The organism is Streptomyces sp. NPDC111606 (genome assembly GCF_055656945.1).
Genome location: NZ_JBVKBY010000001.1, coordinates 1,457,609 through 1,476,896 on the forward strand (window position 1 = coordinate 1,457,609; position 19,288 = coordinate 1,476,896).

Genomic DNA, 19,288 nt, shown 5'->3' on the forward strand with positions numbered 1-19,288 from the left:
ATCAGGAGTGGCTGATCCTGACCCCGTCGATCACCCAGTACCAGTTGTTGGACCCGGTGTAGCGGAACCGGAAGCTCACGCTGGAGGCCCCGGCGGGGACGTCGACGGAAACGGACTGCGGCTGCGAGACGACATCGGAGGTGTAGCTCTTGACGACGGTGGGCGTGCCGCCGTTGAAGGACGCGAGGATCTGCGCCGTCTGGGAGCCCTCCTGCCGGTAGAGGGTCGTGAAGTCCAGCCGCACCCGGGTCTGCCCGGTGACGTCGTACGCCGGGGTCACCAGCGTCGAGTCGTACGGGCCGGAGAAGCTCTTGTCGGCCCACTCGTCGGAGTCGGCGACCGCGAAGACGCCGCGGGCGCGGACGTTGAGCTCACGCCACTGGTCGCGCTGGGTGCGGGACCAGAACTCGTCGGTGGCGAACGCCCAGCCGCGCCACTCGGTCATGCCGCCGGTGCCCATGGCGTTGTTGATGACGGACCAGCCGCCGGGCGGGGTGTGCGTGTAGCCCCGGACGGTCGACGGGATGCCCGTCTCGTCCGTACGGGTGGACAGGGTGAGTGCGTCGAAGGGGTCGCCGGAGCGCTCCTGGACCGGCTTGCCGTCCAGGCCCCAGGCGGGGTCGACGGGGATGCCGAGCTGCTTGAGAACGGTGGGGACGACGTCGACGAGCCGGGTGTCGATGGGACGGGCGCCCGCGGCGATGCCGGGGCCGGTGGCGAGGACGAACGTACGCCGCTCCTCGATCGAGGACCCGCCGTGGCCGCCCGGGTCCGTGTGGCCGTGGTCGGTGGCGACGATGACCGTCCAGCGCTCGGAGGCGTAGCCGGGCCGGGCCTTGATCGCGGCGCGCAGCCGGCCGACGAACGCGTCCTGGACGGCGATCTGGTCGAGGTAGGCCTGGCTGCCCGCGCCCTGGTTGTGGCCCACGATGTCGGACTGACCGAAGTAGACGAACAGGACGTCCGGGTTCTGGTTGCGCAGCAGCGCCTCGGTCTCGGCGGCGATGGTGGCGTCGTGCCCCGTGTAGCCGTCGGCGTCGCCGTCGAGGACCAGCTTGGCGTCCGCGCCGGGGGTGACGGTGCCCTGGGTGTCCAGGGGCTTCCAGTCGACGGCGGCGTAGGTGGACAGGGCGGGCCGGACCTGGGCGAGGCGGGCGAGGAAGCCGGGGTAGCGGGCGTAGTTCTTGCCGATGAAGGTGTTGTCCTTCACGCCGTGCTTGTCGGGCCAGACGCCGGTGGCGATGGTGGACCAGCCGGGTCCCGAGGAGGTGGCGGCCATCGGGCCCGAGTACAGCAGCGAGGTGCCGTACGTGCCCTCGCTCATCATGGCCTTCAGGTGCGGGGCGTTGGCCGCGTCGATGCGGTCGTGCCGCAGGCCGTCCATGCCGATGACGAGCACCTTGTCCGTGCTGGTGCCGTTCGGGAGCGTGGGCAGGGCGTGGGCGCCGGGCGCGGTGGAGGCGCCGAGTGCCAGGGTGGCGGCGGTCGCCGAGGTGGTGGTGAGGACGGTGCGGCGGGACAGGTGTGACGTCACGTGATCCTCCTGAGCGGGTGTGTGCGGGTGCGAGCGGGCATGGCGACGCCCCCGGTGTGGTGCCAGGGGCGTTGCGTGGTGCGGTCCGTACGGGGTGGGTCAGCTGTCGGTGGCCGACTTCCAGGCGTCGACGTACGAGGTCAGGTTCTTGTCGATGTCGTCCCAGTCGGGCTCGAAGACCTCGACTCCGTCGATGATCTCGGCGAGCGCGGTGGCGTTGGCGTCGGTGGCCTTGACGTCCTGGCGGGCGCTGAAGCCGCCGCCGATCTCGCTGACCTGCTTCTGGGCGTCCTGGCTCAGCATGAAGTCGAGGAGCTTCCTGCCGTTCTCGGTGTGGGGGGCGTCGGTGACGAGACCGGCGGCGTAAGGCAGGGCGAAGGTGGTGGGCTTGCCGCCGTCCTTCGCAGGGAACCAGATGCCGAGGTTCGGCATGGTCTTGGACTGGGCGAAGTTCATCTGGACGTCACCGTTGGCGACGAGCAGTTCACCCTTGTCGACCTTGGGCGCGAGCCTGCCGGTGGAGGCGGAGGGTCCGACGTTGTTGGACTGGAGGTTGCGGAGGTAGTCCATGGCGGGCTTCTCGCCGCCGAAGTCGTGCATGGCCTTGATGAGCACGGCCGTTCCGTCGCCGGCGACGCCCGGGGTGGAGTACTGGAGCTTGTTCTTGTACTTGCCCTCCAGCAGCTCCTCCCACGTGGTGGGCGCCTGCTTCAGCTCGTTCTTGTTGTAGATGAACCCGAAGTAGTTGTTCACGACCGAGGTCCAGGTCGCACCGGCGGCCTTGTCGGCGGCGCTGACCTGGTCGGAGCCCTTCGGGGCGTACTTCTGCAGCAGGCCCTTGCCGTCGGCCTGCTGGATGAAGGGCGGGAGCGTGACGATCACGTCGGCCTGCGGGTTGCCCTTCTCGCGGGCGGCGCGCTGCACCATCTCGCCCGAGCCGCCCTCGACGTACTCGACCTTGATGCCGGTCTGCTTCTCGAAGTCCTTGAAGATCCGGTCGTACCAGCCGTCGCCGTTCTCGCCCTTGAGGCCGTCGGCGCTGTAGACGGTGACGGCCTTCTCGTCGGCGGCGGCGGAGTTGCCGCCGCAGGCGGACAGGACCGGGGTGGCGAGGAGGGAGAGGGCTATGGCGAGCTTGAGGCTGTTTCTGGGCATGGCGGAGGAACTCCTTGCGCGTTGAGGGTTCTTGCGAGCCGGATCGGCGGGGCGAGCCGGGGCTGCGGGTCAGCGGTAAGAGGCTCGGGTGCGGATGCGGGAGACGGCGAACAGCGCGAGCAGCGTCGCCGCCATCAGGACCACCGCGAGGGCGGAGCCGGCGAAGAGGGCACCGCGGTCGGTGGCCGCATAGATCAGGACGGGCAGCGGGGTCCAGTCGGGCGGGTAGAGCATCATCGTGGCGCTCAACTCGCCCATGGACAGGGCGAAGCAGAGGCCGGCGGCAGCGGTGAGGGACGGCAGCAGGAGGGGGAGCCTGACCCGCCACAGCACGTACGCGGGCCGGGCGCCGAGGGAGGCGGCGGCCTGTTCGTACGCCGGGTCGAGGCGGGCCAGGGCTGCGGACACGGACTGGTAGGCGAAGGCGGTGATCAGGACGGTGTGGGCGAGGATCACGATCTCCCGGGTGCCGTTGAGCAGGAACGGCGGCTGGGAGAACGCCACCAGGATCGCGAGGCCGACGACCACCGAGGGCACCGCGACCGGCAGGACGAAGAGCGCGTCCAGAACCCTGCGGTACCGCTTCTTCAGCCCGGCCGCCGCGAGGGCCGCCCAGGTCCCGGCGGCCAGGGCGAGCAGGCTCGCGGCGGCGGCCGTGGCCAGGCTGGTGGTGAGGGCCTGGAGGGCCTCGCCGCGGGTGGCTGCGCCGTAGTGGCCGGTCGTGAAGCCGGAGGGCAGCACGCTCGACCAGTTGGTGGCGAAGGAGGCGCCGAGCACGACGAGGAGCGGAAGGGCGAACAGGGGCAGGAACAGGACGAGGAACAGGGCCCATACGGCCCACTTGGCCCCGCGGCTATGCACGAGCACGGCGGCTCACCACCCGGTAGAGGCCGTAGAGGCCCACGGAGATCAGGACGTTGACGACGGCGACCACGCACGCGCCCGGGTAGTCGGACTCCAGGATCGCCTTGCTGTAGACGAGCATCGGCAGGGTCGTGACGCCTTTCGCGCCGGTGAACAGGACGATGCCGAACTCGTTGAGGCACAGGACCAGTACGAGGCTGCCGCCCGCGGCGAGGGCGGGCAGCGCCTCGGGGAGGATCACCAGGCGGATGATGCGCAGCGGGCGCGCGCCGAGCGAACCGGCCGCCTCCAGCTGGGCGGTGTCCAGCTGGGAGAAGGCCGCGAGCAGCGGTCGTACGACGAACGGCGTGAAGTACGTGATCTCGGCGAGCAGGACCCCCCAGGGCGTGGTGAGGAACTGGAAGGGGCCGTCCTGGGCGCCGGTGACGTCGGTCCACAGGCCGTTGGCCATGCCGACCGTGCCGTAGATGAACAGCAGGGCCAGCGTGATCAGGAAGGACGGGAAGGACAGGAAGACGTCGATGAAGCGGGCCACCGCCCGTGCCCCGGGGAAGGGCACGAAGGCGATGACGAGCGCGATCACGAATCCGAGGACCAGACACCCGACGGTCGAGCCGACGGCCAGCCACACGGTGGTCCACAGCGCCTCACGGAACGCGTCGGAGGCGAAGACGTCGGCGTACGGCTCCAGCGAGGTACCGCCGGTGTCCGGCTGGAGGGACTGCTGGACCACGAGGGCGAGCGGGTAGAGGAAGACGAGGGCGAGGAGGGCGACGGGCGGGGCGGCCCACAACAGCGCGGCGCCCCTGAGGGGCGCGGGGAACTGCGCGACCAGCCACGACCGGCCCGCGGACACTCGACGGCCGATCGCGGCGCTTCCCGCGGAGCGCTCAGTCATGGGTGACTCCCGCGGTCAGCAGTACCGCGTCGTCCGGGGAGAAGTGCAGGATGACCTCGTCGCCGTGAGCGGGCGGGTCCCTGAGTTCGCGCAGGTCGGCGATGACCCGGTGGCCCTCGACCTCGACGTACAGCCGATGAGTGGACCCGCGCCACTGGATCTCCGTCACGGTCCCGGAAAGCCCGTTGGGTCCGTCGCCGAGGCCGACGAGGTGGGGCCGTATACAGAGCGTCGCCTTCGCACCCGGCGCCGCGCCCTCCGTGTCCACCTTCAGCTCGCCGCCGCCGAAGGCGACGCCGCCCGAACCGACCGTCACCGGCAGCAGGTTGGCGTTCCCGACGAAGGACGCGGTGAACTCGTTGGCCGGCGCCCGGTACAGCTCCCGCGGGGTGCCGCAGGCCTGGAGGCGGGCACTGTCCATCACCGCGATCCGGTCGGCGAGGGTGAGGGCCTCGACCTGGTCGTGGGTGACGTACAGGATCGTGACGTCGGGCAACTCACGGTGCAGGCGGGCCAGTTCGGCGAGCATGCCGGAGCGCAGGCGGGCGTCGAGGGCGGAGAGCGGTTCGTCGAGGAGGAGGACGCCGGGGCGGATGGCGAGCGCGCGGGCGATGGCGACGCGCTGCTGCTGGCCGCCGGACAGCTCGCGCGGGTAGCGGCGGGCGTAGGCGGCCATGCCCGTCATCTCCAGCGCCTCGGCGACCCGGGTGCGGATCTCGGCCTTGGAGACCCTGGGAGCCTTCTGCGCCTTCAGTCCGAAGGCGACGTTCTCCTCGACCCGCATGTGCGGGAAGAGCGCGTACTGCTGGACGACCATCCCGATGCCCCGCCGGTACGGCGGCAGGTCCGTCACGTCCTGTCCGCCGAGGAACACCCGCCCGGAGGCGGGCCGTACGAACCCGGCGACCGCCCGCAGCGCGGTGGTCTTGCCGGATCCGGACGGCCCGAGCAGCGCCATGACCTCGCCGGGCTCGACGGTGAGGTCGAGGGAGTCGAGGACGATGTTGCCGTCGTAGGCGACGCTGACGGAGTCGAAACGGATGCCGCTCATGTCAGCACTCCTGGCAACTCCGCGACGGAGCCGAGGACATGGGTCGCGCCGGCCGCCCGCAGCGCGTCCGCTTCGTGCGCGCCGGTCAGGACACCGGCGACCAGGCCCGCGCCCGCGCGGACGCCGCTGAGCATGTCGTAGGAGGTGTCGCCGGCGACGGCGATCTCCCGGACGTCGTCGGCGGCCGCCGTCCGCAGGAGCGCGGTGAGGACCATGTCCGGGTACGGCCGCCCCCGGCCCCCGGCGTCGGCCGGGCACAGGGTGAGGGGGACGAGGTCCTGCCAGCCGAGCGCGTCGAGGATCGCGTCCTGGGTGACCCGGGCGAAACCGGTGGTGAGGACGACGGTGCGGCCGCCGGCCTGGAGCTCCTCGATGGCCTCGCGGGCGCCGGGGACGGGTGCGACGAGCCCGCCGTCGACGAGTTCGCCGTACGCCTCCTCGAAGGCCGCGTTGGCACGCTGGGCCCGCTCCTCGGCGCCGAACAGATGCCGGAAGACGGAGATCTTGGACTCGCCCATGGTGGCGCGTACGTAGGCGAGCTTGTCGGCGTGGTCCGGGGAGCCGGGCTCGACGCCCAGTTCCGCGGCGGCCGCCGCGAAGGCCCGCTCGACGAGGCCGCCGTCGGCGACGGTCGTACCGGCCATGTCGAGCACGACCAGCCGCGTCCGCTGATTGTTCGTCAACTTCTTCACCAACCCAGTTCGTTCGCGGTCGTCTCGGCTATCGCGGGCGAGCAGGTCATCCCGCGCCCGCCGGGCCCGGTCACCAGCCACACCCCGTCGCGCACCTGCTGCCGGTGCACGACCCGGGAGGTGTCCGTGCACTGCGCGTACACCCCGGCCCAGCGGCGCCGGATCTTCGGCAGCGGGCGGCCGAGGAGGGACTCGACGACCTCGGTGAGGTGGTCGTAGGGGTCCTCGAGGGTGTCGAAGGCGAAGGGGTGCTCGTACTCGTGGGTGTCGCCGATGGTCAGCCCGCCGTCGGCGCGCTGCACCATCAGCAGCTGCATCCGGTGGGCCGCGGCGGTCTCGGCCTGCGCCTGACCGGCGTTGAGGGCGTCGAGCGCGGCTGAGGCGTACGCCGGGTAGTAGCGGAAGCTGTCCGAGTCGGCGACCGAGGTGGGCAGCGGCTCGCCCAGCGGGGCGGTCTGCATCATCTGCAGGCGGACGCGGCGCACGGGCAGGTCGGGGCCGGCCAGCTCGCGGACCAGGCCGCCGAGCCAGGCGCCCGTGCACAGGACGACGATGTCGCCGCTGTGCACGTCCCCGTGGTCGTCGCGGACGGCGCTGCCGCCGATGACCTCGCGGACCTCCCGGCCGGGCCTGAAGGTGTAGTTCGGGGACTTCAGCAGTTCCTCGCGCAGGGCGAGCTGTGCGGTGCGCGGCTCGACGGCGGCGTCCCGCTCGCAGTACAGGGCGGCGGTGAAGTCGCCGCGCAGGGCGGGGTTCACGGCACGCGCCTCGTCGGGCGTCAGCAGTTTGTGTCCGCGGGCGGCGGCGTCCTCGCGCGCCACGGCGGCCTCGGCGACGGCGAGCTCCAGGTCGCCGCGGACGGGGGTCAGGGAGCCGTTCGGCCGGAAGCCGAGGCCCTGCACGCGGGCTCCGATTTCCTCCCACATCTCCCGGGCCCTGAGCGCGGTCCGCAGCTCCTCGCCGCCCGCGCGTCCGCTCACCCAGATCTGTCCGAAGTTGCGCAACGACGCGCCGCGAGCCTCCGCCTCGCGCTCGATCTGTACGACCTCGTGGCCGCGTTCCACTGCTTGCCAGGCGTGCATGGTGCCCACCACGCCGGCTCCGACGACTATCACTCTCACGACGGCCACGCTCCTCGGGATTCGGTAACCGGAAGGGTCCGGCTGACAACGAGAGCGTGAACTGGCCATCACGTTTGGGCTAGACCCGTTACCCCTTCGTGATATTCGACGACGTGGTGAACAGGTCGAATTCCGGACTTTTCAGCCGCGCAGACGGGTGGTGAACGAGAACCGGTCTCCCCGGAACAGCGTCCGCACCCGCTCCAGCGGCTCCCCGTCGGTGTCCCGTGAGACCCGGTGGATCAGCAGCATCGGGAGGGCGGGCGGCGTCCCGATGAGCAGGGCCTCGCGCGGGGTCGCCAGCACGGTCTCCAGGCGCTCGTCGGCGTCGCCGAAGACGATGCCCTGTCCGTGCAGGAAGGCGTAGAAGGAGGAGTCGGGGTCGAAGTCGGCGTCCAGCCGGGGCACCCGGGCGACGGCGACGTACGTGCTCTCCAGGCCGACCCGCTCGTCGTCGGCGAGCAGGACGCGCTCCATGTGCCAGACGGGCTCGCCGCGTACGAGGCCGGTCTCGGCGGCGAGGGCGGCGGGGCAGGGGAAGCGGTCGAGGGTGACGAGGCTACGGCCGGGGGTGCGGCCCTGCCGCCGTACGCCCTCGGTGTAGCTGGCGAGCGAGAGGGGCTGTTCGAGCTTGGGCCCGGCGACGACCGTGCCCCGTCCCCGCCGCCGCAGCTTGCCCTCCAGCACCAGTTCGCGGATCGCCTGCCGGACGGTCTCGCGGGCGACCTCGTACTCCTCGGAGAGGTCGCGCTCGGTGGGGAGCGGGTCGCCCTCGCCGAGTTCGCCGACAAGGAGGTCGAGCCGGGCCTTCGCCGCGTAGTACTTCGGGATCCGGCCGTGCTCCGGGATGCCCTGGCGCACGGGGGCGCCGGGGGCCTGGTTGTTCGGGTAGTCCACGCAGGGATCGTCGCAGACGGGGCGGGCACCTTCAGCGGCGCCTCCGGGCGACGAGCAGCGTGATGCCGGCCAGGAGGAGGGCCGCGGTGGTGGCGAACGTGGCGCCGGGGGGTGTGAGGCCGGTACGGGCCAGTTCGTCGGCGAGGCTGAGATGGCCGCGGGGGTTGTCGGCGCCGGGGGTCGCCGAGGGGTTCGCGGCGGCGGAGGCGCCCGGGGACGCCGAGGACTCGCGGTCGGCCGGGTCGGTGGGAGAGGCCGTGTCGGCCGGCTCGGCCTTACCGGTCCGGTGGGCCGGGTCTGCCGGGTCGGCGTCGATGGTAAAGCGGTAGTCGTTGGACTGGCCGACCCAGTCGCCGTCGCCCTCGTGCCGCTGGACGACGGCCGCGTTGGCCGTGACCTTGTTCGGTACGGCGTCCGAGGTGACGGCGAGCCGGACCTTCACGGTGACCGTCCTGCGGGGGCCGACGGTGAAGCCGGGGAAGTCGCCGGACCCGCCGAAGGCGCCGACGAGTTCGTCCTCGTCGGTGGTCTCGAATTGGACGGGGTGGGGGCGGGCACGGTCCGGGCCGCCGTCCGCGCCGCCCGTCGGGCTGCTGCTCGGACTGCCGCTCGGGCTGCCGTAGAACTCCAGGCGGGGCTGGGGCGGCTTGAGGGCCCGCTCGGCGTCGATGAGGACGACGACGGGGTGGATGCCGGTGCAGGTGCGGCCGGTCTTGTTGGTGAGGTCCAGGTACCAGGTGCCGAATCCGCCGCCGGCCACGTAGGAGTCGGGGCCGCCGTGGAGGCGGGTCGTGAGGGGGAAGGCGCGGTCGTCGGTGGCGCAGCTGGGCAGCTCGGCCGAGGGCACCGCGTGCACCGGGGGCGCCGCGGCGAGGAGGGCGGCTGCTGCGAGGCAGAGGGAGGCGGGTGTGTGCAGTCGCATGAACACATGACCATGCCGGGTGAGGGCGGGTTCCCGGCGGTGCCATTCCGTACGGCTTCGCAAGTCCGCTCGATCAGCGGACGCCCGCCGTGGGGGCCGAGGGCGCAGCCACGAGCCTCAACGCCGCCGCCTCACCCCTCGGCCCGCCCGAACAACGGCGCCAGCAGCAACTGGGCCGCCCCCTCGGCGACCCCGCGCTCCCCGCCTGCGGCGACCCGCACCGGCACGGCGTCCTCGCCCGCGCGCCGGGCACGCTCGTCGAGCACGGCGGCGACACCGCGTACGAAGGTCTCCGGCGCGGCGGCGACCGTACGGCCACCCAGCAGCACGAGGTCGACGTCGAGCAGCGCGACCAGGTTGCCCGCGGCCGTGCCGAGCACCCGGGCCGCCTCCGCCAGGTCACCGCGGGCCACGGCGGCCAGGCACAACGCCTCGACACAGCCACGGTTGCCGCACCCGCAGGGCGGGCCGTCCAGCTGGACGACCTGATGCCCGAACTCCCCCGCCCCGGTACGGGTCCCGCGGTGCACCGCTCCCCCGATGACCAGCCCGCCGCCGAGGCCGGCGCCGAAGTGGAGGTAGGCGAAGGAGGCGCCGGAGGGGGTGGCGCCGGAGGGGGTGGCGCCGGACGCGGGGACGGCCGAGGCGGACATGCCCGAGGCCGAGGTGCCGGGCGCGGCAGTGAGAGGCGCGGTGGTCCCGGAGGCGCTCGCGTCGGCCCCGGCAATGACGGGCACGGCGCCGCCAGCCCCGGCCGTCCCAGGCGCGGCCGTGCCGGACGCCGCCCCACCCCCAACCGCACCGCGCACCGCAAGCCCGAGCGCCGCCGCGTTGGTGTCCTTGTCGACCACGACCGGCAGCGAGAGGCGCCGGGCGAGCACGTCGCGCAGCGGGAAGCCGTTCCACTCCGGGAACCCGGTGACCCGGTGCAGCACACCGCGCCGGTGGTCGAGCGGCCCGGGCAGCGCCACGCCGACGCCGAGCACGGCACCCTGCCGACCGCCCCCGGCCACCAACTCCCCCACCTCCCGCACAGCACGCTCGACGACCGTCTCCGCACCGGCCCCCAGGTCCAGCGGGGTCCGGCGCCGGGCGATCACGGCACCGGTCAGATCGCAGAGCACGGCCGTCAGCTCGTCCCGGTCCAGGTGCACGCCGACCGCATGCCCGGCCTCCGGTACCAGCCGCAGCACCGTGCGCGGCTTGCCTCCCGTCGACGCCCGGCGCCCCGCCTCCGCCACGAGCCCGTCCTCCCGCAGCCGGGCGGTGATCTTGCTGACCGCCTGCGGGGTGAGGCCGGTGCGCTCGGCGAGCTCGAGCCGGCTGATGCCCTCGGGACCGGCCGTGCGCAGCAGGTCGAGCACGAGCGCGGTGTTGTGAGTGCGCAGGGCGCCCAGATTCACGCCGCCGGCCACGCCACCGTTCAGGCCACTGTCCACACCATGCTTCACGCACCCATTGTCCCCGGCGCTTGCACTTTGGCAACAGCGTTGCGAAAGTGGGATTCATGAGTGCTACTCCCCTCCGCGTCGGCCTGGTCGGCTACGGCCTCGCAGGCTCCGTCTTCCACGCCCCGCTGATCGCCACCACCGAGGGGCTCGCCCTGGACACGGTGGTCACGTCGAACCCCGAGCGGCAGAAGCAGGCCCGCACCGAGCACCCGGACGTACGCGTCGCCGCCACGCCCGACGAACTGCTCGCCCGCGCCGACGACCTCGACCTGGTCGTCATCGCGTCCCCCAACAAGACGCACGTCCCGCTGGCGACCGCCGCCCTGAAGGCGGGCCTCCCCGTCGTCGTCGACAAGCCGATCGCCGGCACCGCGGCCGAGGCACGCGAGCTGGCGGCGCTGGCCGAGGAGCGCGGCCTGCTCCTGTCGGTCTTCCAGAACCGCCGCTGGGACAACGACTTCCTGACGCTGCGCCGGCTCCTGGCCGAGGGCGAACTGGGCGACGTATGGCGCTTCGAGTCCCGCTTCGAACGCTGGCGCCCGCAGCCCAAGGGCGGCTGGCGGGAGTCCGGCGACCCGGCAGAGATCGGAGGTCTGCTGTACGACCTCGGCAGCCATGTCGTCGACCAGGCACTGGTCCTCTTCGGCCCGGTCACGCAGGTGTACGCCGAGGCGGTCGTCCGCCGCGCCGGCGCGGAGACGGACGACGACACGTTCATCGCGCTCACGCACGCGAACGGCGTCCGCTCCCACCTGTACGCCTCCGCGACGACCGCCCAACTGGGCCCGCGTTTCCGGGTGCTGGGCTCGAAGGCCGGCTACGTCAAGTACGGCCTGGACCCGCAGGAGGCGGCCCTGCGCGAGGGGCAGCGCCCGGACACGACTGCCGGCTGGGGCACGGAGCCCGAGTCGCTGTGGGGCCGGGTCGGCTCCGGCGAGTCTCCCCTGACGGGCGGCGGTCGCGTCGAACGCACCCTCCCCGGCGACTACCCCGCCTACTATGCGGCCGTGGCAAAGGCCCTGCTGGACGGCGGCCCCAACCCGGTGACGGCCCTGGAGGCGGCATCCGCCCTCGACGTCCTGGAAGCGGCACACCGTTCGGCACGCGACGCAGTGGTGGTGAAGCTGTGATGACCAACAAGACGCACAACCCGGGGATCACCCCGAAGTTCCACCCGGAGATCACCCCGTCCCTGGAGGAACTGGAGGCCCAGGAACGCGGCCTGGTCTTCCGGCAGTTCACCTACGAGGACGCGTGGGCGCTCGGCTCCCTCCTCGTCGAGATGGCCCGCGAGCGCCAGGCCCCGGTCGCCATCGACATCCACCGGGCCGGCCAGCAGCTCTTCCACGCGGCCCTGCCCGGCTCCACCCCCGACAACGACGCCTGGATCGCCCGCAAGCGCCGGGTGGTGGAGCGCTACGCCACGTCCTCCTACGTCGTCGGCGCCCGCTTCCGCGCCAAGGGCACGACCTTCGAGGACTCCTCCCGCCTGGACCCCGACACCTACGCGGCGCACGGCGGTTCCTTCCCCATCAACGTCGAGGGCGCGGGCGTCATCGGGTCAGTGACGGTGAGCGGCCTGCCCCAGCTGGAGGACCACCGGATGGTGGTGGAGGCGCTGAAGCACTTCCTGGAGAAGCAGTAAGGGCAGCGCCCTGCTTCTGTTTTTCAGAGGCGCGGGGAACTGCGCGAGCAACCACGCACCATCCGCAGTCGCCGAACTAGCGCAGTCCCCCGCCCCTTAGGCATCCTTGAGCTCTTGCCGCTGCCGACCGAGCCCCTGGATCTCCAGCTCAACAACATCCCCGGCCCGCAGGAACGGCTTCGGCTCGGGCTGCCCCATCGCAACCCCCGCCGGCGTACCCGTGTTGATGACGTCCCCGGGATACAGCGTCATGAACTGGCTGACGTACCGCACGACTTCGGCGACCGGAAAGATCTGCTCGGCCGTGGTGCCGTCCTGCTTCAGCTCGCCGTTGACCCACAGCTTCAGCGCGAGGTTCTGCGGGTCCGGCACCTCGTCCGCCGTCACCAGCCAGGGCCCCAGCGGGTTGAACGTCTCGCAGTTCTTGCCCTTGTCCCAGGTCCCGCCCCGCTCGATCTGGAACTCCCGCTCGGACACGTCGTGCGCCACCGCGTACCCGGCGACATGCGCGAGCGCCTCCTCGGCCGACTCCACATACCGGGCCGTACGTCCGATGACGACCGCGAGCTCGACCTCCCAGTCGGTCTTGGTCGACCGGCGAGGGACCAGCACCGTGTCGTTCGGTCCGACGACCGTGTCCGCGGCCTTGAAGAAGATGACCGGCTCGGCGGGCGGCTCGGCGCCGGTCTCGCGGGCGTGGTCGTGGTAGTTCAGCCCGATGCACACGACCTTGCCGATGCGCCCCAGCGGCGGCCCGACCCGCAGCCCGGTGGCGTCCAGCTCGGGCAGCTCACCGGCGTCCGCCGCCGCGCGGATCCGGCCGAGCGCGGCGTCGTCGGCGAGCAGCGGTCCGTCGATGTCCGGCACGACGCCCGACAGATCCCGCAGGGTCCCCTCGGCGTCGAGCAGCGCGGGCCGCTCCGCTCCTGCCGTACCGACTCGCAGCAGCTTCATGATCACAATCTCCCTCGATCGCGGGGCGCCCGCCGACGGGTGCAGCCATCGGAGGACTGGTCGATCCTCCAAGGTCTACGGCCAGTCCGCAATACCCGGTTCACGTACTGGACCGTAGGCTCGGAGGACGGCGGACCCCAGGCCGCGGACCCAGGCCGCGAGCCCCCACGGGTCCACGCCGGCCAGCGGCAGAGTTCGGTCAGCGATAGAGCACAGCCCGCTCCACCGCGCTCCAGGTCGTACTGGTCACGACGTACAGCGCGGCCGCCAGCGGCACCACCGCCACGGTGAAGAGCGTGAAGAAGGACATGAACGGCATGACCTTGCTCACGGCCCCCATTCCCGGCACCGGCTCCCCGTCGACCACCGGCACCGCCGGATTGGCGGCCATCATCCGCTTCGTACGGCCGTAGTTGAACGCGGCGACGCAGGCGACGACCACGAACAGCCCGAGGTACACGAGCCCGGCACCCCCGAACGCCCCACCGTCGCCGAGCGCGTCCGCCCACCGGTCCCCGAGGGGCGCCGCGAAGAGCTGGTGCGACAGCAGCTCGTTCGCCTTCCCGCCGATCGTCGTGTTCGAGAACAGGTGGTAGAGGAGGAAGAAGGCGGGCAGCTGGAACAGGCTGGGCAGGCACCCGGACAGCGGCGACACCTTCTCCTTGGTGTGCAGCTCCATCACGGCCTGCTGGAGCCGCTCCGGGTTCTTCCCATGCTTCTTGCGCAGCTCGGCGATCTTCGGCTGGAGCTCGGCCCGCGCCTTCTGCCCGCGCGCGGAGGCCCGGGACAGCGGATGCACGAGCAGCCGTACGAGCGCGGTGAACAGGACGATCGCGGCGGCGGCAGCGGTGGCGCCGAACAGCGGTTGGAGCAGGTCGGCGAGTTGCTGAACAAGGTCGGCGAAAACGGACATGGGTGAGCCCTCCGGGGGTCTCGTCGTGCCGGTGGAATGAGCTGAATGCCGGAAATCGGCATGGCGGCATGACGACCCGCGCGGGGTCACACGTGGGAGCTGTTTCCGATGCGTGCCCTACGCGGCGGTCGCCGGGAGGGCGTGTCCGGGTGCCCGGGGCCGGGGCCGGCCCGAGGCGTCGGGGTCGCGTTGCGGCAGGAATGCCGTACGGCGGGCCCGGTCGCGGATGGCGGTGCGCACGCGCGTGGGCGGCACCGCGGGGGCGGCGCGCGAGGCGAGGAGCGAGCAGACGGCGAACGCGGAACCGGCGGCGGCGGTCGCGGCCAGCGCGACGGTCGCGGAGAGGCTGCCGGTGTCGAGCAGGGCGACCTCAAGGAAGAGCAGCACCAGCACGGCGGCGGGACGCAGACGGGTCCAGCTGCGGATCATCGACGGCCCTCCCCTCGTGAGCACTTGCCCCGACGAACTCGTCCTGACGAACGCGCCCGATCGAACTCGTCCGGTCGAACTCGTCCTGACGTTCGTTATACAGGATGCCCGGGATCCGTCACGCCGGCCGGTTCGGCCTCGATGGGCTGCAGCAGGCGCTTGGGCCCGAGCAGGGCCCGGCCGACCGGGTCCGCCGGGTTCGGATCAAGTCCGGGTCCCCGCACCATCTCGACGTCCGGAACGGGTACGACGGTTCCACAGGCCGGGCATTCGCCGTACGGGCCGAGTTCCGTGCCGCAGTCGGCATGCCGGAAGACACGCAGCTTCTCCTCGCCGAAGTGCTCGCGGCCCCACAGGCCGAGCGAGCGCAGGGTGGGCCACAGCGCGATGCCGCGGTCGGTGAGGACGTACTCGTCGCGCGGCGGCGACTGCTGGTACCGGCGCTTGTCGAGGATGCCCTCCGCGGTGAGCGCCTGGAGGCGGGCCGCCAGGACGGCGCGCGGGATGCCGAGGTGGACGAGGAAGTCGTTGTAGCGCCGGACGCCGTACAGGGCGTCGCGGACGACGAGCAGCGTCCAGCGTTCGCCGACGATCTCCAGCGCCCGGGCGATCGAGCACTCCTGCGTCGCGTAGTCCTTGCCCAGTGCCATGGCGCCCACTGTAACGCCTTTCCACCTTCTTGGTTCAATGACCGAACCTACGATGTTACGGTGGGACGCATGCCTCGGTTCAATGAACGAACTCTCACTGCGGCGCCCACCGAGACGTCGGCCGCCCCCGCCCCGGAGCAGCCCGCGAACCCGCGTGCCACCCTCGCCCTCACCAGCGCCGCCACCGCCGTGGCCCTGATGACGTACACCGCGCCGATGGTCACGCTCCCCCAGACCGCCGCCGCCCTGCACACCCCGCTCTCCGCCCAGGCCTGGCTCCTGAACGGCACCCCGCTCGGTCTCGCCGCACTCCTTCTGGTGGCCGGCAGCCTCGCCGACGACTACGGCCGCCGCCGGATCTTCGTCGCCGGCACCTTCGCCCTGGGTATCACCACGGCCATGGGTGCCCTGACGACGACCACCTGGCTCTTCACGCTGGCCCGCGTCGCCCAGGGCGCGGCGAGCGCGGCCCTCCTCGCCAGCAGCCTCGGCCTGATCGTCCACGCCTTCCCGACCGCGCGCGGTCGCCTGCACGCGACCGGCGTCTGGGGCGCGTTCGTGAGCGGCGGCATCGCGCTCGGCCCGGTCGTCGCCGGCGCGATGCCGAACTGGCGGATCGGGTACGGCGTCCTGGGCGCCGCCGCGCTGATCGTGGCGGCCCTGTCCCGGCGCACACTCACCGAGTCCCGCGCCCCACGCGGCGGCCGCCCCGACCTCGCCGGAGCCGTCACCTTCGGACTGGCCCTGGTCGCCCTGGTGGCGGCGCTGACCCTGGGCCGGGACGGCTGGCTGAGGGCACCCGTGGGCCTGCTGCTCCTGGCGAGCGTGGCCCTGCTGGGTCTCTTCGTCGCGGTGGAGCGCCGCACGGCGACCCCGATGATCGACCTGTCCCTGCTCCGCCGCCCCCGCTTCCTCGCGTCCTCCGCCGGCGGCCTGTTCACGGGGCTCGCGGTGATCGGCCTGTTCAGCTTCCTGCCGGCCCTGCTCCAGCAGACGCTCGGCCTGTCTGCGATGGACACGGCATGGCTGTTCCTTCTCTGGTCCGGCCTGTCCTTCGCCGTCGCCCTCCAGGCCCGCAGACTGTCCGGCCGGGTGTCACCGCGGTGGCAGCTGGCGATCGGTTTCATCCTCCACGCAGGCGGCGCCCTGGCGATGCTGGGCGCGCTCGACGCGGGTTCCTGGCCCCGGCTGCTGCCCGGCCTGCTGCTGGCCGGCATCGGCAGCGGCCTGCTGAACGCCGCGCTGCCGCTGCTCGCGGTGGAGTCCGTACCGGCCCAGCGCGCCGCGATGGGCTCGGGCGCCCAGCAGACCTTCCGCTACATCGGCTCCTGCGCCGGGGTGGCCCTGACCATCGCCCTCGCCACATCCGCCGGGGGCGGCCTGGCACGGGGCGCGGACATCGCGATGGTGGTGTCGGCGGCGCTGGCGCTGGTGGCGGCGGTGAGCGTGGGCGTGCTGCGGGAGCGGGGGGCGGCAGCATGAGGGCTGCGGCTTCAGCGCGGGCGCATCGACACGAGCTTGCCCCACACCACCAGGCGGTGCTTCGAGGTGTACTCGGGCGTGCAGGTGGTGAGGGTGAGGTAGTACCCCGGGCGCTCGTATCCGTAGCCCGGCTTGACGCCGGAGCGCGGGATGGGCCGGATGACGCCGCCGTCATGGGCGGCGGTCTGCGGCAGGGTCCGGTCGACGGCGTACGTGTAGGTCGCGCTCCGCGTCTCGACGCGCACGATGTCCTTGGGCGCGAGCCGGTTGATGTACCGGAAGGGCTCACCGTGGGTGTTGCGGTGCCCGGCGACGGCGAAGTTGCCGGCCTGGCCCGGCTGCCCGGTGCCGGGATAGTGGCCGACGTAGCCCTTGTTGAGCACACCCGCTTTGCCGACGCCCTCGGCGACGGGCACGCGGAGGCCGAGGCGCGGGATGCTGAGGATGGCGTAGGCCTGGGACCAGTCGGGGGCGGGCGGGGCCGCGGTACGGCGCCGGGTGCCGGCGGTGGGCTCGGCCGCCCCGGTGTCCGCGGGGACCTCCCCGAGCGGGGGTTCGGCCGTGGCCGACGGCGCCGATACGCCCGTACGGGAGTCGCCGCCCTCGCCGTCCCAGGCCCGCTCCAGGGCACGGACCTCGCGCCCGGCGCCCTCCCTCGCCTCCCGGTTGGTCCACCACACCTGGTGAACGACCAGCAGCAGAAGCACCACCCCGACGGTGACGAGCACCTCCCCGCCACCCCACAGCACGCGGCGCCGAAGGGCCCGCCGCCGAAGCCCGCTGTGCCGCACGACGCGAACCCGCACCATCCGTGAGCCTCCTTCGCCGGGCCGCCCGCACGATAGGGGCGCCCGCACGATAAAGGGCGGGGCACGAGGTCTCCAGAGCCGTACGCACACGAGTCGCGACGCCTGCCCCGGCACCGTCCCGGCCCAGCCCCCACGCCCGTCCCAACACCCGCCCGTCCCCGCCGTGTCCGACCCTCCGAACGCTTCCCCCACCCCTTCCTCCACAGGTTTGAGAAAGGGCTGTCAGAACCCTCGACAACCTCACACGCCACACCCGATGCTTCCTGACGGCATGAACGGGACAAGCCACGGAGCCGGTTCGACGCCGACAGCGCCGACACCGGCCGTTGAGCGAAGCGGAGAAGTCATGATCCGACGTAGAACTCTGCTGGCGGCATCGGGCGGCGCACTCCTCGGCAGCGCCCTGGCAACGGGCACCGCCCACGCGGACGCCACCATCGCCGTCAACCCCGGCACGTCGTACGGCACCTGGGAGGGCTGGGGCACGTCCCTGGCCTGGTGGGCGAACGTCTTCGGCAACCGGAACGACTTCGCCGACCTGTTCTTCACCACCAACTCGGTGGCGTACAACGGCACGACCCTCCCCGGCCTCGGCCTCAACATCGCCCGCTACAACCTCGGCGCGTGCAGCTGGAACAGCGTGAACGGCGAGACGATGGCCGAGTCGCCGAACATCCCCGGCTTCAAGCAGATCGAGGGTTTCTGGCAGGACTGGAACAACGAGGACCCCACCTCCTCGGCCTGGGACTGGACCGCGGACGCGAACCAGCGCGCGATGCTGGTGAAAGCGACGGCTCGCGGCGCGACCACGGAACTCTTCGCCAACTCCCCCATGTGGTGGATGTGTTCCAACCACAACCCGTCCGGCGCGGCGGACGGCGGCAACAACCTCCAGACCTGGAACTACCGCCAGCACGCCGCTCACTTGGCGGCCACGGCCCTGTACGCCAGGAACAACTGGGGCGTGAACTTCGCGACGGTCGACCCCTTCAACGAGCCGGCGTCGAGCTGGTGGACGGCAACCGGCACCCAGGAGGGCTGCCACCTGGACCCGGCCGTCCAGGCGGCCGTACTGCCGTACATGCGCAGCGAGTTGGACAGCCGCGGCCTGACGGGCACCCGCATCGCGGCCTCGGACGAGACGAACTACGACACGGCCCGCTCGACGTGGGGGTCCTTCGGTACGTCGACGAAGGCCCTGGTGTCGCAGGTCAACGTGCACGGCTACCAGGGCTCGGGCGGCCGCAGGGACCTCCTCCACACGGACGTGGTGACCACGTCCGGCAAGAAACTCTGGAACTCGGAGACGGGCGACAGCGACGGCACCGGCCTCACCATGGCCTCCAACCTCTGCTACGACTTCCGCTGGCTGCACCCGACCGCCTGGTGCTACTGGCAGGTCATGGACCCGTCGACGGGCTGGGCGATGATCGCGTACGACGCGAACACCCTCCAGCCCACCACAATCCAGACGAAGTACTACGTCATGGCCCAGTTCAGCCGCCACATCCGCCCCGGCATGCGGATCCTCGACACGGGCGTGAGCTACGCCGCGGCGGCCTACGACGCGTCGGCGCGCCGCCTGGTGATCGTGGCGGTGAACACGTCGACGTCGGCCCAGACGTTGACCTTCGACCTGTCCCGCTTCACGACGGTGAGCGGCGGCTCGGGCGGCCTGGTCCCGCGCTGGAACACGGTGACGACGGGCGGGGACCAGTACCGGGCGTACGCGAACACGTACCTGAGCGGAAAGTCGGTGGCGGTGCCGTTCGCGGCGAAGGCGGTGCAGACGTTGCAGATCGACGGGGTGGTGATCTGACG

At 72.1% G+C, this 19,288-nt stretch carries 19 protein-coding genes; 4 read left to right on the top strand and 15 right to left on the bottom strand.

Translation table 11 applies throughout. From position 1 onward, the window contains the following. Position 1: 1 nt before the first annotated feature. The 10 genes from ACZ7M7_RS06620 to ACZ7M7_RS06665 all read right to left on the bottom strand — a co-directional run bounded on the left by ACZ7M7_RS06620 (position 2) and on the right by ACZ7M7_RS06665 (position 10,585). Positions 2-1,534 carry an alkaline phosphatase family protein gene (locus tag ACZ7M7_RS06620; RefSeq protein ID WP_472113373.1) on the bottom strand — a complete coding sequence of 511 codons (1,533 nt, stop codon included), beginning with the start codon at positions 1,532-1,534 and terminating at the stop codon, positions 2-4. A 99-nt stretch (positions 1,535-1,633) separates the two neighbouring features. Continuing rightward, a complete protein-coding gene (locus tag ACZ7M7_RS06625) occupies positions 1,634-2,689 on the bottom strand; it encodes a 2-aminoethylphosphonate ABC transporter substrate-binding protein (RefSeq protein ID WP_472113376.1) in 1,056 nt (351 codons plus the stop codon). Positions 2,690-2,758: 69 nt separating this feature from the next. Continuing rightward, on the bottom strand, positions 2,759-3,556 hold the full coding sequence (locus ACZ7M7_RS06630) for an ABC transporter permease (RefSeq protein WP_383631016.1): 798 nt from the start codon (positions 3,554-3,556) through the stop codon (positions 2,759-2,761). Continuing rightward, a complete protein-coding gene (locus tag ACZ7M7_RS06635; protein WP_383631012.1) occupies positions 3,543-4,451 on the bottom strand; it encodes a 2-aminoethylphosphonate ABC transporter permease subunit in 909 nt (302 codons plus the stop codon). Before ACZ7M7_RS06635 ends, ACZ7M7_RS06630 begins: the two co-directional genes overlap by 14 nt. Then, complete coding sequence (locus ACZ7M7_RS06640; protein ID WP_472113380.1) at positions 4,444-5,502, bottom strand: ABC transporter ATP-binding protein; 1,059 nt, start codon at positions 5,500-5,502, stop codon at positions 4,444-4,446. The genes ACZ7M7_RS06635 and ACZ7M7_RS06640 overlap by 8 nt, the downstream gene beginning before the upstream one ends. Further along, a complete protein-coding gene (locus ACZ7M7_RS06645) occupies positions 5,499-6,194 on the bottom strand; it encodes a phosphonatase-like hydrolase (protein ID WP_472113383.1) in 696 nt (231 codons plus the stop codon). Before ACZ7M7_RS06645 ends, ACZ7M7_RS06640 begins: the two co-directional genes overlap by 4 nt. Then, entirely contained in the window at positions 6,191-7,315 is a 1,125-nt protein-coding gene (locus ACZ7M7_RS06650; RefSeq protein WP_472113386.1) for a TIGR03364 family FAD-dependent oxidoreductase, read from the bottom strand. The genes ACZ7M7_RS06645 and ACZ7M7_RS06650 overlap by 4 nt, the downstream gene beginning before the upstream one ends. A 141-nt stretch (positions 7,316-7,456) precedes the next feature. Further along, on the bottom strand, positions 7,457-8,212 hold the full coding sequence (locus ACZ7M7_RS06655) for a GntR family transcriptional regulator (protein ID WP_472113389.1): 756 nt from the start codon (positions 8,210-8,212) through the stop codon (positions 7,457-7,459). A 31-nt stretch (positions 8,213-8,243) separates the two neighbouring features. Continuing rightward, positions 8,244-9,134: a hypothetical protein gene (locus ACZ7M7_RS06660; protein WP_472113393.1), complete on the bottom strand. Its 891-nt coding sequence runs from the start codon at positions 9,132-9,134 to the stop codon at positions 8,244-8,246. A 131-nt stretch (positions 9,135-9,265) separates the two neighbouring features. After that, positions 9,266-10,585, bottom strand: a complete 1,320-nt coding sequence (locus ACZ7M7_RS06665; RefSeq protein WP_472113396.1) for an ROK family transcriptional regulator — start codon at positions 10,583-10,585, stop codon at positions 9,266-9,268. Between the two features lie 56 nt (positions 10,586-10,641). On the opposite strand from ACZ7M7_RS06665, the gene ACZ7M7_RS06670 reads away from it, so the two are divergent. Both ACZ7M7_RS06670 and ACZ7M7_RS06675 read left to right on the top strand, forming a co-directional pair. Then, positions 10,642-11,715 (top strand): Gfo/Idh/MocA family protein, encoded by a 1,074-nt coding sequence (locus ACZ7M7_RS06670; RefSeq protein WP_472113399.1) that lies wholly within the window; start codon positions 10,642-10,644, stop codon positions 11,713-11,715. Next, entirely contained in the window at positions 11,715-12,230 is a 516-nt protein-coding gene (locus ACZ7M7_RS06675; protein WP_451170956.1) for a heme-degrading domain-containing protein, read from the top strand. Before ACZ7M7_RS06670 ends, ACZ7M7_RS06675 begins: the two co-directional genes overlap by 1 nt. A gap of 96 nt (positions 12,231-12,326) precedes the next feature. On the opposite strand, the gene ACZ7M7_RS06680 is transcribed toward ACZ7M7_RS06675, so the two are convergent. The 4 genes from ACZ7M7_RS06680 to ACZ7M7_RS06695 form a co-directional block, all read right to left on the bottom strand. Next, positions 12,327-13,184, bottom strand: a complete 858-nt coding sequence (locus tag ACZ7M7_RS06680) for a fumarylacetoacetate hydrolase family protein (RefSeq protein ID WP_472113402.1) — start codon at positions 13,182-13,184, stop codon at positions 12,327-12,329. 199 nt (positions 13,185-13,383) lie between these two features. Continuing rightward, the gene (locus ACZ7M7_RS06685; RefSeq protein WP_383608919.1) at positions 13,384-14,097 is read right to left on the bottom strand and encodes a YidC/Oxa1 family membrane protein insertase; all 714 of its coding nucleotides are present in this window, start codon (positions 14,095-14,097) and stop codon (positions 13,384-13,386) included. A gap of 117 nt (positions 14,098-14,214) precedes the next feature. Then, on the bottom strand, positions 14,215-14,526 hold the full coding sequence (locus ACZ7M7_RS06690; protein WP_472113406.1) for a DUF6412 domain-containing protein: 312 nt from the start codon (positions 14,524-14,526) through the stop codon (positions 14,215-14,217). Between the two features lie 95 nt (positions 14,527-14,621). Continuing rightward, on the bottom strand, positions 14,622-15,176 hold the full coding sequence (locus ACZ7M7_RS06695; RefSeq protein WP_472113409.1) for a winged helix-turn-helix transcriptional regulator: 555 nt from the start codon (positions 15,174-15,176) through the stop codon (positions 14,622-14,624). A gap of 69 nt (positions 15,177-15,245) precedes the next feature. On the opposite strand from ACZ7M7_RS06695, the gene ACZ7M7_RS06700 reads away from it, so the two are divergent. After that, positions 15,246-16,658 carry an MFS transporter gene (locus ACZ7M7_RS06700; protein ID WP_472113412.1) on the top strand — a complete coding sequence of 471 codons (1,413 nt, stop codon included), beginning with the start codon at positions 15,246-15,248 and terminating at the stop codon, positions 16,656-16,658. 11 nt (positions 16,659-16,669) lie between these two features. Here ACZ7M7_RS06700 and ACZ7M7_RS06705 read toward each other — a convergent pair whose 3' ends face one another. After that, the gene (locus tag ACZ7M7_RS06705) at positions 16,670-17,467 is read right to left on the bottom strand and encodes a class E sortase (RefSeq protein WP_472113415.1); all 798 of its coding nucleotides are present in this window, start codon (positions 17,465-17,467) and stop codon (positions 16,670-16,672) included. A gap of 346 nt (positions 17,468-17,813) precedes the next feature. On the opposite strand from ACZ7M7_RS06705, the gene ACZ7M7_RS06710 reads away from it, so the two are divergent. Further along, complete coding sequence (locus ACZ7M7_RS06710) at positions 17,814-19,286, top strand: glycoside hydrolase (RefSeq protein ID WP_472113418.1); 1,473 nt, start codon at positions 17,814-17,816, stop codon at positions 19,284-19,286. The last annotated feature ends 2 nt before the right edge of the window (positions 19,287-19,288 follow it).

Excerpts from the sequence above, each read along its gene's own strand:
- ACZ7M7_RS06625 (WP_472113376.1), bottom strand. The coding sequence starts at position 2,689 with ATGCCCAGAAACAGCCTCAAGCTCGCCATAGCCCTCTCCCTCCTCGCC.
- ACZ7M7_RS06635 (WP_383631012.1), bottom strand. The coding sequence starts at position 4,451 with ATGACTGAGCGCTCCGCGGGAAGCGCCGCGATCGGCCGTCGAGTGTCC.
- ACZ7M7_RS06640 (WP_472113380.1), bottom strand. The coding sequence starts at position 5,502 with ATGAGCGGCATCCGTTTCGACTCCGTCAGCGTCGCCTACGACGGCAAC.
- ACZ7M7_RS06660 (WP_472113393.1), bottom strand. The coding sequence starts at position 9,134 with ATGCGACTGCACACACCCGCCTCCCTCTGCCTCGCAGCAGCCGCCCTC.
- ACZ7M7_RS06670 (WP_472113399.1), top strand. The coding sequence starts at position 10,642 with ATGAGTGCTACTCCCCTCCGCGTCGGCCTGGTCGGCTACGGCCTCGCA.
- ACZ7M7_RS06675 (WP_451170956.1), top strand. The coding sequence starts at position 11,715 with ATGACCAACAAGACGCACAACCCGGGGATCACCCCGAAGTTCCACCCG.
- ACZ7M7_RS06680 (WP_472113402.1), bottom strand. The coding sequence starts at position 13,184 with ATGAAGCTGCTGCGAGTCGGTACGGCAGGAGCGGAGCGGCCCGCGCTG.
- ACZ7M7_RS06685 (WP_383608919.1), bottom strand. The coding sequence starts at position 14,097 with ATGTCCGTTTTCGCCGACCTTGTTCAGCAACTCGCCGACCTGCTCCAA.
- ACZ7M7_RS06690 (WP_472113406.1), bottom strand. The coding sequence starts at position 14,526 with ATGATCCGCAGCTGGACCCGTCTGCGTCCCGCCGCCGTGCTGGTGCTG.
- ACZ7M7_RS06695 (WP_472113409.1), bottom strand. The coding sequence starts at position 15,176 with ATGGCACTGGGCAAGGACTACGCGACGCAGGAGTGCTCGATCGCCCGG.
- ACZ7M7_RS06700 (WP_472113412.1), top strand. The coding sequence starts at position 15,246 with ATGCCTCGGTTCAATGAACGAACTCTCACTGCGGCGCCCACCGAGACG.
- ACZ7M7_RS06705 (WP_472113415.1), bottom strand. The coding sequence starts at position 17,467 with ATGGTGCGGGTTCGCGTCGTGCGGCACAGCGGGCTTCGGCGGCGGGCC.
- ACZ7M7_RS06710 (WP_472113418.1), top strand. The coding sequence starts at position 17,814 with ATGATCCGACGTAGAACTCTGCTGGCGGCATCGGGCGGCGCACTCCTC.